The sequence below is a fragment of the Bacteroides sp. genome (assembly GCF_028690125.1).
In the GTDB taxonomy this organism is placed as follows: domain Bacteria; phylum Bacteroidota; class Bacteroidia; order Bacteroidales; family Bacteroidaceae; genus Bacteroides.
The window spans coordinates 1-13361 of the sequence record NZ_JAQVBV010000003.1; the positions used below are offsets into that span (position 1 = coordinate 1).

General features: G+C 39.3%; 8 protein-coding genes. 3 read left to right on the top strand and 5 right to left on the bottom strand.

Translation table 11 applies throughout. The features are described from left to right. Positions 1 to 169: 169 nt before the first annotated feature. Positions 170 to 1042, bottom strand: a complete 873-nt coding sequence (locus PHO71_RS02950) for an AraC family transcriptional regulator (protein ID WP_300198672.1) — start codon at positions 1040 to 1042, stop codon at positions 170 to 172. Positions 1043 to 1341: 299 nt separating this feature from the next. Here PHO71_RS02950 and PHO71_RS02955 point away from each other — a divergent pair, with 299 nt between their 5' ends. From PHO71_RS02955 to PHO71_RS02965, 3 genes are all read left to right on the top strand, one after another. Beyond that, entirely contained in the window at positions 1342 to 2913 is a 1572-nt protein-coding gene (locus PHO71_RS02955; RefSeq protein WP_300198675.1) for a glycoside hydrolase family 30 protein, read from the top strand. Positions 2914 to 3440: 527 nt separating this feature from the next. After that, on the top strand, positions 3441 to 4379 hold the full coding sequence (locus PHO71_RS02960) for a site-specific integrase (RefSeq protein ID WP_300198678.1): 939 nt from the start codon (positions 3441 to 3443) through the stop codon (positions 4377 to 4379). A gap of 372 nt (positions 4380 to 4751) precedes the next feature. Continuing rightward, the gene (locus tag PHO71_RS02965) at positions 4752 to 7547 is read left to right on the top strand and encodes a hypothetical protein (RefSeq protein WP_300198681.1); all 2796 of its coding nucleotides are present in this window, start codon (positions 4752 to 4754) and stop codon (positions 7545 to 7547) included. A 582-nt stretch (positions 7548 to 8129) separates the two neighbouring features. Here PHO71_RS02965 and PHO71_RS02970 read toward each other — a convergent pair. The 4 genes from PHO71_RS02970 to PHO71_RS02985 are packed head-to-tail and all read right to left on the bottom strand — an operon-like array spanning position 8130 to position 13223. After that, positions 8130 to 9704, bottom strand: a complete 1575-nt coding sequence (locus tag PHO71_RS02970; protein WP_300198684.1) for a S41 family peptidase — start codon at positions 9702 to 9704, stop codon at positions 8130 to 8132. Positions 9705 to 9745: 41 nt separating this feature from the next. Next, entirely contained in the window at positions 9746 to 10204 is a 459-nt protein-coding gene (gene coaD, locus PHO71_RS02975) for a pantetheine-phosphate adenylyltransferase (RefSeq protein ID WP_300198687.1), read from the bottom strand. Beyond that, complete coding sequence (locus PHO71_RS02980; protein WP_300198690.1) at positions 10201 to 12081, bottom strand: DNA topoisomerase IV subunit B; 1881 nt, start codon at positions 12079 to 12081, stop codon at positions 10201 to 10203. The genes coaD and PHO71_RS02980 overlap by 4 nt, the downstream gene beginning before the upstream one ends. A 5-nt stretch (positions 12082 to 12086) precedes the next feature. After that, on the bottom strand, positions 12087 to 13223 hold the full coding sequence (locus PHO71_RS02985; RefSeq protein ID WP_300198693.1) for an N-acetyltransferase: 1137 nt from the start codon (positions 13221 to 13223) through the stop codon (positions 12087 to 12089). Positions 13224 to 13361: the final 138 nt, after the last annotated feature.

A 13361-nucleotide genomic window follows, 5' to 3' on the forward strand; every position in this document is an offset into this window, starting at 1 on the left:
TAACGCTCATCACCACTTTCCTTCCTACAGATGAATTACTTAACCACATAAATGATTGAATTTAAATTATTTAATTGTTAGAACTAAAATTTCGTCATTTTACACCACTTACAGACTGCAAAAATAGAGCAAATTGATTGATTGACCAAAGAATTAAAGAAATTATTCCTTAATCGGGAAGCTTTCCGATTTTTTCACCATTGGCTGCTTTCTTTCGTAAAGCGCGCGGAGTGTCTCCAAAAGAGTCTTTGCAGAAATGTGCGAAGTGGGATAGGGAATCGAAGCCATACCGATTGCAGATTTCAGTAATACGCATTTTGGTATGCTGAAGATCCTCCAGTATACCTTCTCGTTTTTTCTCTAATATCCATTCGTAGACGGGTACACCGTATAAGTTTCTAAAAAGACGCCGGAAGGTAGTAGTTGTATACCCTCCTAAATGTGCAAATTCTTCTACATTCTTTACCTTACTGTAATTTTGCATGATAAAATATTGGAAGCTCTCTGTATACGTACTGATAGGATAAAAGAAAGCTCCTAATTGAGGAATTGGATAATAGTTGGTGATAAGATATGTTAATTCATGGCATTTTAACTCAATAAATTTACCACAAGGGAGTTGCTCGTCAAGATAAATGGCCAGGTCACCAATCAGGTACTTCAGCTTTGAACTCATAATCAGAGGAGTATAGGTAATTGGAGCTTCTGCCTGATTGATAATTTCTTCATATCGGTCCGGGCAGATCAGAGGGAGTTCGTTAAACCAGTAACAGATATATTTTACCTCCGTGAGTGCCAGCAATTCAACCATCGAACCAATAGCTTGAAGAATAAACTGTCCCTCGTACAATATTGTGCCGGGATATTCTTCGCTATTAATCAATAATTCTCCTGAAATCATGAAAAGGATGCAATTTTGTGTACACTTGTCTTTAGGGAAATGTTGCCCTCTCGACAGTTTTCTGTATACACATATACCTTCAGTGACTTTGGGGCATTGTGAACAATCTGTATATGTTTTGCAGAAAGGATCTCTAGCCATGAATTTTATTGTAATGATTCTTATAAGGGAACAAAGATAAACTTTTTCTATGAAAATATACGTAAATATGTAGAATCATTCCTTTTTTATTATTGTTTCGCTTGTTCTATTTGTTATAATTCTACCGGAAATATGTTGGATTTTACCTCTCTTTTTTTTCATCCTTTCGAAAATTCAGAGCAAAGATTATTTGGCGAGTGAGATATTTCTGTATTTTTGTCTTCTTTAATACTATCCTCTCAATTACCAAGACGTTAGTATGCCATTCTTGATCAATAATTTATTTAAAGTGTACATTTATGAAAATGAGATTATTAGTTACTTCCATAGGAATATGGCTAATGAATATGACAGCCGGGGCACAACCTGCCATTTCTTTTCAGATAGAGACCTCGAAACCTTGCCAGGTTATAGAGCACTTCGGTGCTTCCGATGCTTGGAGTATGCAGTTTATAGGTTTGTGGCCACAGGAAAAACAGGATCAAGTAGCTGACTGGCTCTTTAGTACCGAAAACGATGAGAACGGTCAGCCTAAAGGAATTGGTTTATCACTGTGGAGGTTTAATATCGGAGCTGGAAGTGCGGAGCAAGGGAGTGCTAGTGGAATTTCCTCTCCTTGGAGGCGTGCTGAATGCTTCTTACAGGCTGATGGAACGTATGATTGGACCAAGCAACAGGGACAACGTAATTTCCTGAGATTGGCAAAGGAACGTGGAGTTGATAAGTTTTTGGCGTTCCTGAACTCTCCTCCCGTCTTTTATACACAGAATGGCTTAGCTACCAATACAGGTCGTGGGGGGACAGCAAATCTCAAGCCTGATTGTTATGAGAACTATGTTCATTTTCTGGCAGATGTAGTGCAGGGAGTAAAAGAGCATGACGACATTAAATTTAGTTATATTTGTCCTTTTAATGAGCCGGACGGACATTGGAATTGGACAGGATCTAGTCAGGAGGGTTGCCCGGCAACTAATCGGGAGATTGCTCATACGGTTCGGTTATTAAACAAAGAATTTACCGATAGAAAGATAGATACAGAGGTTTTGGTGAATGAGTCGTCCGATTATCGTTGTATGTTTAGTACTCATATGACGGATTGGCAACGCGGATATCAGATACAATCGTTTTTCCGCCCCGATAGTGTGAATACTTATTTGGGGGACGTCTCTAAAACTCCTCGTCTGATGGTGGGGCATAGCTATTGGACAAATACTCCTTTGAGTGCTTTACGTCATATTCGATCTCAGTTACGCGATACATTAGACAAATATAAGGTCGATTTTTGGCAGACAGAGGTTTGCATCATGAGTAATGATGAAGAAATTGGCGGCGGAGGGGGCTTTGATCCTACGATGAAGACTGCGCTTTATGTGGCTCGAATGATTCATCATGACATAGTGTATGCCGGTGCTAAAAGTTGGCAATGGTGGCGTGCTATTGGTGAAGACTACAAGGATGGCTTGATTCGTGAGCTCGCAGACGATGACTTTCGGAATGGTAGGGTGGAGGACTCTAAATTGATGTGGGTGTTAGGTAACTATAGCCGCTTTATCCGTCCGGGTGCTGTCAGGCTGACTGTTTCTGCGTTTGACAACACCGGGAAATTGGTTCCTGAAGGGGATACCGACCAGAAAGGACTGATGTGTTCTGCTTATAAAAATACAGATGGAAAGTATGTGGTTGTCCTCATTAACTATGCAAATGAAGACAAGGAGTATTCAATAGGAAAAGGCAACGCGAAAAAAACAGAGTGGCAGGTTTACAGCACATCAGATCGTGAAGGTGAAAATCTGAAACCTGTAGCCAAGATAAAGGGGAGAAAAGTGAATCGGATTCCCGCACGTTCTGTCATTACACTTTTATCAGAGTAACTTTATTTTTATTTGCTATTTCTTTTAGTTTAATTCTATTATCAGCCTAAGTTCGTTGCATTCTTGCCCTATTAATGTGGAAGATTGCATTGTGAATTGATTGTGTCATTTTATTCTGTTGATGCAATTAGAATATATAAACTGTTTTCTATCTATGATTTTATCTCTGATTCAACTAATCCTTTTATACTATGTGTTTTGAAAAAGTTTATGAAACGAATAAGCTCAAATGATTTATTCAGTGAATAAATCATCATGTCTTCTTTTTTATTCTAAGGTCTTTGAAGGTCTGTTTGATTTGTATATTATTAATTGATAATATTCATGAAAAAAACGAGAGAGGAACGAACAATTAGCGAAAAGTTTAAGTCCTTGAAAGCGGTAATATTGCCAAATAATGGAATATAACCTCCTAATTCAATGTCGTGAGACTAACTTTATCAATGTTTTTTGAATGTAGATTAGAGAAACAATAGGTACGATGATTTAAATAAATTAGGCAGGTTGTTTTAATCAAACAGAGAAAAATGGGGAATTTAATTTCATTTATGCAAAAAGTAGCCGATGGGTTACAGACGAGTGGTAATTATGGGACCGCTCATGTGTATAGGAGTAGTTTGAATGCGCTTATCTCATTTCATGGAAATACTCATCTGCCATTTCGGAAAGTTACTCCTGAATTTATAAAGAGTTTTGAGATACATCTACGTGGAAGAGGATGTAGTTGGAATACTGTTTCTACTTATATGAGGACTTTGAGAGCGGTATACAATCGAGCAATAGAATGTCGTAGGGCGATTTATATACCACACTTATTCAAATATGTCTATACCGGAACACGTGCTGACCGGAAGCGGGCCCTGGACAACGGCGAGATGTCACAGCTATTAAATGATTCATCACCAAGTACCGTTATCCCTTATTGCTTGAAAAAGACGAAAGCATTGTTTGTGTTGATGTTTTTGCTGCGCGGATTGCTTTTTGTGGATTTGGCTTATCTGAAAAAAAAGGATTTGGATGAAAACGTACTTACCTACCGTCGGCGTAAAACCGGGCGACAGTTAAGCGTAACATTGACACCCGAAGCAATGGTGCTGGTAAGGAAGTATATGAATACAGACCTAAACTCTCCTTATCTCTTTTCATTGATAACGGCCGGGGAGGGTACTAAAGAAGCTTATCGTGAATATCAGCTTGCACTTCGTAACTTCAATTATCAACTTACCTCACTTAAAGAAATCTTGGGATTTACGTCCGATTTAAGTTCTTATACAGCCCGCCATACATGGGCTACAATGGCTTATTACAGTGAGATTCATCCCGGCATTATCTCCGAAGCAATGGGACATTCGTCTATCATGGTGACGGAAACTTACCTAAAGCCTTTTAGGAATAAGAAAATTGATGAATCAAACATTCAGGTGATTGACTTTGCAAAACAATATTTTAAAAGTGTAATAGCCTGAAATTTAATTTGTTACTTAGTAGGTAACGACAATACTTTCTTGTGACATCCCCAAAGGCGTTTTGGGGGATGATTGCTGACAAAAAGCATAAAAAGATTATTTCCCTCATTTAGGCAGAAAACTGAGGGGCAGAGAATTCTTTGTCCAAGTTTTAAGGTTAATAGACTGTTAATGCTAAGAATTCGTAGTTTCGTGTATTTTGCTATTCTTTTTTAATAGTTTATGAGAAAAAATATGTTATTTGTTTGCTTGTTTTCAGAAATATGTCCATATTTGCAGCGTGTTTTATTCCCGTTACCTACTAAGTAACGGGAAAGTATTGTTGAAACTTAGTGTTTAATAATATATTATTAATGTAATTTTTAAGTAGTTATGAGAAAAAAATTTGTGAAAGTGATGTTCTTCGGAGCATTGGCTCTTTCCACTGTCACCTATGTAGGCTGTAAAGACTACGATGATGACATTGACAATCTGCAAACTCAGATTGATGCCAATAAAGCCGATATCGCCAAATTACAATCGTTTGTGGATGCAGGCAAATGGGTGAAAACAGTAGAGCCTATTACCGGTGGATTTAAAATTACCTTTAACGATGAAAAGTCTTATGAAATCGTAAATGGTGCAAAAGGTGACAAAGGTGAAATAGGGGCAGAGGGTTCTGCGGGTTCTAAGGTTACTATTGATAAAGAAACCAGTGAATGGTTGATTGACAACGAACCGACAGGGTGGTATGCAAAAGTTCAGGACGGTCATTCTCCTTATATTGCTGATGGCAAAAATGGCGATAAAGGTTATTGGTATTTCTGGGACAGTGCAGCTGGTAAATTTGTAAAAGGCGATAAGGCACAAGGTAATGACGGTGAATCTATCACGGGACAAAACGGCAAATCTCCTTATATAGATAAAACTACCGGTCAGTGGGTTTATTATAACGAAGCAGGAGAAAAAGTATTTGGTCCTGTGGCTGCCGGAACTAATGGAAATGATGCTGTATCACCTTTTATCGGCGATGATGGATATTGGTACTATTGGGATGTTAAACAAACAGGTGAGGACGGTACTCCTGGTAAACTTGTAAAAGGTGCTTATGCACAGACAAGCGTGTACGTAGTGAAAGCTAAAGACAGGCCTGCTTATGACCTTCACATCAATGTACAGAACGCAGATGGTACGTTTACTGCAAAAACTTTGGCTCTTCCTTCTGCTGAAGCCATTGCTACAATGGACATTGTTTCAATTGCAGGCGGTGAGATTTCTCAAGGTATGACTCAAGCCATTGAATTGTACTATGGTGTAATTGATAAAGAGATAGAGTTTAACGGAAAGAAATTTGGTGCTAAAGACAAAAAGACTACATTGGTAGGCAGCAACTTTAATACGCTTTTTGCTCTGGTTAATCCCACAAGTGTGGATTTCTCTGAATATCCTGTTACATTGATCAACTCACACGGAGAAGAAGTGTTTAATGTCTCTCAGGAAAAGCACATGAGTACTACTCCCTTAACTACTACTCGTGCAACTGATAAGTGGAACGTTGGTGTATATGCTTTGAAAGTTTCTTTAAACCCTGCCAACGTTACTGGAGACTTGAACGGCAAGACTTATGCTTATGCTTTGAAGACCAAAGATGCATTCAGCAATGAAATTATCTCTAAATATGATGCCAAGATCATTGCAAAAAATGAAGCGAAATCTTTAGTAGCAAAGGAGGTAGATGTTGATTATACAAAAGCTGCGGAACTTGATCAATTGTTTGCCGGAGAATTGACTAAGGTTGTTGATCATTATTACACTATTGATGATAATGAATTGAAGGCTATCGGTGCTACTTTTGATAAGGCTACTAATACAATTTCTGCGCCTGCTAAGCAAGGTTCAGTTAATGTAAAAGTAAACTATTTAAAAACTGATGGTCAGAAAGTAGAAGGAGCAAGTGCTGTGATTTGTAAAGTGACATTTACATATAGTATCGGTACTGATATTAATGTTGCAGAAGCTGCCGTTTGGACGCTTGCTAAGAATGCAAACACTACTGATATGACTCAGAATAAAGCTTCTATCACTATTACTCCTGAAAGCAATGCTGACTTATTCAATTTGTTGAATAAAGACTTTGGTAGCGGTAGACAGGCAACTTTGAAGCTGGATGCTGCTGATGTTAAGTTTGCACAAAGCATTAATAATATTACTTATGCTTCTAATTCTATCAAGCTGGCTGCAAATCAACCTGAAAAGCTTATGAAAGATGGTAAGGTAACAGGCTATAAGATTACCTTTAACTTTGATCCGACAACTATTTGTGCTACCGTTCATAATGCTATGTTGCAAGTTATGAATCCTGCATCGACTCCTGCGTTGGGTGACAATGTACTGAAGAAAGTTAATGTGAAAGTAGAAGTTAAGAATCCGGGTATTTTCGAATTCAAACCTCTGGATGCATACTTTACAAACTCTAACACAGCAGTTGCTTACGGTACTCCGGCTAATAATACTGTAGGACAGGATCTTTATGCTCTCTTCGAAGTAATTAGTGATGCTGACAAAAATCATATCACTTTCTCTGAAGAACGTCCTAATTTCGGAACATCAGCTAATCCTCAATATGGTGCTGCTTGGCTGTCTGGAATATCATCTGAATTGAAAGTACCATTGTACAAAGCGGAGAAGAATGACGGAGTATATTCTGAACGTAAATTGATAATTTCTTATCAACCATTTGGAAACAATCGTCTGGCTTCAATCTCTAAAGAGTTTAATCTGACAGTAAGATCTGCTATCAAGCAAGGTTCACATCCTGATATTGAAGCGAAAAATGGTAAAGTGCTTTCTATAAAAGAGACAGAAAAATCATTCAAGATTGCACCGAATTTATTTGCTGTGAAAGATGTTTATGCTAAAAATGTAGTAATCGCGGCTACAAGTAGAGATGCCAGAGTGACAAATGTTACTATTGAGCTGAGCTCTGAAATTGCTAAATACGCTGAAGTTGCAGGTCAAACTAGTAGTCCTGTAGCCTTTGGTAATGAATTGACAGTACAGTTGAAAGCTAATACAGTATCTATCGCACGTGAAATTACAGGCTATGCTTTAGTGAAGATCACAGATACATGGGGTGCTGTAACTGAAGTTAAATGCCCGATCACAATGAAGGCAGATGGCGCTAATTGAATTTCTAATCAATAAGACTGAATAAGTTTTAGATGAGAATTTAATCTAAGGGTATCTCTTCCCCACTGGAGATACCCTTTTTAAATTATAATTCAAGGAGTATAAATCTGTTCTTGGGAAAGCCCAGATTTTATAACAAACTCTTGATCAAGGATACCTCTAGTTCCCCTGGGGTATCCTTTCTTTTTATACCATAGTATCCTTGAATCAGTACGTAGATTGGCCGATAACATAGGTATTGATGTTGTGTGGCTTTTTCTCCTCTTTCAACCGTTTAGAGCGGCATGAAACGGTGACTAGTACTAATTATAAAATCATTTTTAGACTTTACAGAAGGACTTTCTCTCTTTTCTACACCAAAAAATATCTAATTCGAAAGATACATATTGTAAATTAGTAGTTTGGCAAGGTCTTTCTACATAATCTTGCTGTTATCTTCTTAATTTCTTAAAATCGGCAAAGTGCCGATTCTATGGTTTCGATTATGGAAGTGGTGTGCGATCAAAAGAATGTTAGTCCGTTCGCATCAATAATCAGATTTGTTTTTTGTGCTCTTTAAATATCATAGGGCATAAATCTGTTTTATTTCAACTTTTCCTTAAATTCTTTACTATTCAATATTTCCAGTGCCTTTTGTACACTTTCATTGGTCGTATTCATTATTTGAAAGTACTCATTCATATCCCAGATGTCACGTGCAAGGAGTGCTTTTAATTGGATTTTGATTAATGGAAGCGATTTTTCATACTGTTGTTCATCGAACTTCACTCCTTCTTTTTCACCCATCTCACGCAAAGCGGATAACATATCATCACTGATAACAAACTTCTTGTTGAACTCGTCAAAGTTCTTGTATTTATTTGCTAATTCCTTCCGTTGATTTTCGATGTACTTCATTACATACTTGATCACTACTCCCTTGGCAACCAGATTTCGGTGATAGTCCGTAAAAAGAGTAGTATCAATTGGAACAAAATAATCCGGCATAATACCACCACCGCCATAAACAGTACGTTTGAGTTTCTTGGTCTGTACTTTCAGTGAGTCGGGGAAATGAATACTGTCGGCATTCATCAATTCTCCGTGGTTGAAACGATCTATCAGATCTTTATTATAATCAGTTTCGCTGTCATAAGGTTTTTGAATGCAACGACCGGACGGAGTATAATAGCGTGCGATAGTCAGACGAATCATGGAACCATCGGGAAGTTCAACAGGCCGTTGTACCAATCCTTTGCCGAAAGAGCGGCGACCTACGATTATACCTCTATCCCAGTCTTGTATAGCGCCACTGACAATTTCACTGGCAGAAGCCGTATATTCATCTACCAAAACGACGAGACGACCATTACGGAACTCTCCGTTACCTTTTGCAAAGAATTCACTGCGCTGTGCAGCCCGTCCTTCGGTGTATACGATCAGTTCTTTCTGCCCCAGAAACTCGTTGGCAAGGTCGATAGCGGCATTCAGATAGCCTCCACCATTTCCTTGCAGGTCAAGGACCAGATCTTCCATTCCTTGTTTCTGAAGATCTTTCATTGCTTTTTTGAATTCTTCAGCCGTAGTTGCCCCGAAACGGTTGATACGGATATACCCTATTTTCGGTTGAATCATATAGGATGCATCAAGACTGAGAATAGGAATCTTGTCTCTCTTTACAGTGAATACTAACGGATCTTTTACACCACGGCGGACGATTGTGAGATCTACTTTTGAGTCTTTCGGACCACGAAGTCTTTTCATAATATCCTCCGTACTCATCTTTACTCCGGCAATGGCACTGTCATTGACTGCAATGATCCGGTCACCGGCAAGGATACCGACCTTTTCGGAAGGACCGTTGCTGACAGGTTGTACCACTAGCAATGTATCTTCAATCATTTGAAATTGTACTCCGATACCTTCAAAATTTCCTTGAAGGGGTTCGTTCATCTTCTTTACCTCTTCTGCATCTGAATAGGTAGAGTGGGGGTCGAGTTGTGCCAACATTTTGATGATGGCCTCTTCTACCATCTTGTCCTCGTCTACTTTGTCCACATAAAGATTGGTAATGGCGTACTCTGCCATTTGTAGTTTGCGCATGGCAGGTGAACCGAAGTCCTGAGCTTGTGTGGTGATTGCCCACAAACAAGCTAATAATATATATACCTTCTTCATTGTCTTTTTCCTTCTAATTTATAATTCACCTACCAAGAGGTCTAATCTTTTACTTTCATTCCTTGTGGAATAAATTGGCTAATATCTTTATCATAAGTTAATAATTCACGTACGATAGTTGAACTGACACAGGTTAATTCCGGTTCGGTGAAGAGTAGGATTGTTTCGATACCTGCTAGTTTGCGGTTAATGTCTGCAATCGTTTCTTCGTACTCGAAGTCTTTCACTGTACGGATGCCGCGGATAATAAATTTCGCATTTACTTGCTGGGCAAAGTCAATGGTCAGGCAATCGTATGACATCACTTGAATATGAGGATTGTTTTTATAAAGACCCCAGATCATTTCCTCTCTTCTCTCGATAGGGAAATATGTATTTTTGTTTTCGTTGATTCCAATCCCAATCACTATTTCGTCCATAAAAGTGAGTGCACGTTCCACTACCGAGTAATGTCCGATGGTGAAGGGGTCGAAAGTACCCGGAAATATTGCTTTTCTCATGATGCCAAGTCTTCTTCTATAACCAAATTGTCTATAATAAAGTTTTGCCGTTCCATGGTATTTTTACCCATATAGAATTCAAGGAGTTCTTTTACAGCATCAGTTTTACGTAACGTAACCTGCTCCAAACGAATGTCTTTACCAATAAAATGCTTGAACTCGTCCGGTGAAATTTCTCCCAGACCTTTGAATCGGGTGATTTCCGGGTTAGGGTTAAGTTCGTTAATGGCGTTGATGCGTTCTTCTTCACTGTAGCAATAGATGGTTTTCTTTTTATTACGTACACGGAAGAGTGGTGTCTGTAAGATGTATACATGACCTTTCTTGATGAGATCAGGAAAGAATTGCAGAAAGAAGGTAATCAGCAATAGGCGGATGTGCATACCGTCCACATCGGCATCGGTTGCCACAATCACCTTGTCATAGCGTAATCCTTCAATTCCGTCTTCTATATTTAAAGCAGCCTGGAGTAAATTGAATTCCTCATTCTCGTAAACTACCTTTTTGGTTAATCCAAAAGAGTTCAACGGTTTACCGCGAAGGCTGAATACTGCTTGAGTATTGACATTACGACTTTTAGTGATAGAACCACTGGCTGAGTCTCCCTCGGTGATGAAGATACAGGATTCTTCTTCGAGTCCTTTTCCTTTCGGATCATTCAGGTGGATACGGCAATCGCGCAATTTGCGATTGTGCAAGTTTGCTTTTTTAGCACGTTCGCGTGCCAGCTTGGTGACACCTGCAATGGCTTTACGTTCCTTTTCTGATTCTTGAATCTTCTGGAACATAGTATCGGCTATATCCTGATGCTTGTGCAGATAGTTGTCTACCTCCTGTTTGATGAAATCGCCTACATATTTATTAACGGTTATGCCACCGGGAGTCATATTAGTGGAACCTAGCTTCGTCTTGGTCTGACTTTCGAAAATAGGTTCTTCCACATTGACAGCAATAGCGGCTACCAGTCCGTTACGAATATCTGTATAATCCAGGTTCTTATTATAGAATTCTTTAATAGTACGGGCAATATGCTCTTTGAAAGCACTCTGGTGTGTACCTCCTTGGGTAGTATGCTGTCCATTGACGAAGGAATAATATTCTTCTCCGTACTGTCCGGTATGCGTGAAGGCTATTTCTATATCTTCCCCCTTCAGATGGATGATCGGGTAAAGTCCGGTAGCAGTCATATTATCATTCAGCAAGTCTACCAGACCGTTGCGTGATAAGATACGATGACCGTTGTAGATGATGGCAAGTCCGGTGTTGAGATACGTATAGTTGCGCAGCATCGTTTCAATAAACTCAGGCTTGAAGCAATAATTTACGAATAATGTATTATCCGGTTCGAAAAAGATAAAAGTTCCGTTTTCTTCTTCCGTATCCGCTGTCTTGTCAGTAAGCAGTTCTCCTTTAGAGAAAGTAGCGATACGTACTTTGCCGTCGCGGTAGCTTCGTACCTCAAAGCTTGAACTTAGCGCATTGACCGCTTTTACACCGACACCGTTCAGCCCGACACTCTTTTTGAATGCCTTACTATCATATTTACCACCGGTATTGAGCATACTGACAGCTTCTATCAGTTTCCCTTGCGGAATGCCACGGCCATAGTCGCGGACACTCACACGGAGATTCTCTTCAACAGTGATTTCGATTTTCTTGCCTGCTTGCATTTTGAACTCGTCAATACTGTTGTCAATCACCTCTTTCAGGAGGACATAGATTCCGTCTTCGGCATGTGCACCATCCCCAAGCCTACCGATATACATACCGGGCCGTGTGCGCACATGTTCCATGTCGCTCAGATGTCGGATGTTGTCGTCTGTGTACTCTACTGTTCCATTGTTGTTGTCTACAGATATCAATTCGTTCTCTTCCATAGTTTTTATTTTATCTCTTTGATGAACGCACGGCGGCGCTTATGTTGTTGAGTCTCAAAGTAATCCCACTGTGCCTGAACTTTTCCATTCAATTCCAGTTCGGGGTTGCTTTCCGCAAAGATAAAACCTAATTTTTGATAAACCGGAATTAAATCGGAAAATAACAAAGCATTAACACCTTTATTCTGATACTCCGGCTTTACTGCGATGAGCAGTAAATCGAGCATTTTAGCACGACGTTTCATAAATAAGGCTTTCAACAGATAGAACCATCCGAGAGGTAGCAACCGCCCGTGTGACTTTTGTAAAGCTTCGGACAATGACGGCATGGAAATTCCCACAGCTATCAATTTGTCGTCTGCATCAACGATGAGTGGAACCATTCGCAAATCGAGGATAGGAAGGTACATTTTGACATATTGGTCAATCTGACGCTGTGAGAGAGCAGAGTAGCCATACAGTTCTTTGTATGCCTCGTTCATGAGCCGAAATATTTCTTGTCCGTATTCTCGTGCAAGTTTTTTTCCGGAGGTATATTTCTTTATTCTAAGATTATATTTTCGCTGAATGATGTCCGAGATACGTTGGTGTTTCTCCGGTACAGTTTCCGGAATGTATATTTTGTATTCCACCCAGTCTGCATCCTTCTCAAATCCCATCTTTTCTATGTGTTCGGGGTAGTAGGGATGATTGTAGATAGTAGCCATGGTACTAAGTTGGTCAAATCCTTCTACTAACATTCCTTCGGCATCGAAATCCGTAAATCCTAATGGTCCTTGAATATGGTCCATACCTTTGGATCTTCCCCATTCTTCCACAGTACGAATCAGTGAAGCAGATACCTCAGGATCGTCAATGAAGTCTATCCAACCAAAGCGGACATTTTTTTTATGCCAAGCTTCATTAGCACGGTGGTTGATGATGGCGGCCACACGGCCTACGATTTTATTGTCTTTGTATGCCAGAAAATAATCTGCCTCACAAAATTCGAATGCTGCGTTTTTCTTTTTATTGAATGTGTTGAGCATATCGTCGTAGAGGTCGGGCACTGAGTAAGGATTTTCTTTGTAAAGTTTGTAATTGAAACGGATAAATTTTTTCAATTCTCTCTTCGAAGAAACTTTCTTGATTGTAATAGCCATATCTCGTATTTATGATTGAGGAAGCAAAGATACGTGATAATCTTTAAATTTCAGCGTTCAGGGACTCAAAATCCAAAGAGATGACTTCAAATAGTTGTCCCTGATCTCTTTATGTTACTGTGGCTTATGGGTTGATTG

Excerpts from the sequence above, each read along its gene's own strand:
- PHO71_RS02950 (WP_300198672.1), bottom strand. The coding sequence starts at position 1,042 with ATGGCTAGAGATCCTTTCTGCAAAACATATACAGATTGTTCACAATGC.
- PHO71_RS02955 (WP_300198675.1), top strand. The coding sequence starts at position 1,342 with ATGAAAATGAGATTATTAGTTACTTCCATAGGAATATGGCTAATGAAT.
- PHO71_RS02960 (WP_300198678.1), top strand. The coding sequence starts at position 3,441 with ATGGGGAATTTAATTTCATTTATGCAAAAAGTAGCCGATGGGTTACAG.
- PHO71_RS02965 (WP_300198681.1), top strand. The coding sequence starts at position 4,752 with ATGAGAAAAAAATTTGTGAAAGTGATGTTCTTCGGAGCATTGGCTCTT.
- PHO71_RS02970 (WP_300198684.1), bottom strand. The coding sequence starts at position 9,704 with ATGAAGAAGGTATATATATTATTAGCTTGTTTGTGGGCAATCACCACA.
- coaD (WP_300198687.1), bottom strand. The coding sequence starts at position 10,204 with ATGAGAAAAGCAATATTTCCGGGTACTTTCGACCCCTTCACCATCGGA.
- PHO71_RS02980 (WP_300198690.1), bottom strand. The coding sequence starts at position 12,081 with ATGGAAGAGAACGAATTGATATCTGTAGACAACAACAATGGAACAGTA.
- PHO71_RS02985 (WP_300198693.1), bottom strand. The coding sequence starts at position 13,223 with ATGGCTATTACAATCAAGAAAGTTTCTTCGAAGAGAGAATTGAAAAAA.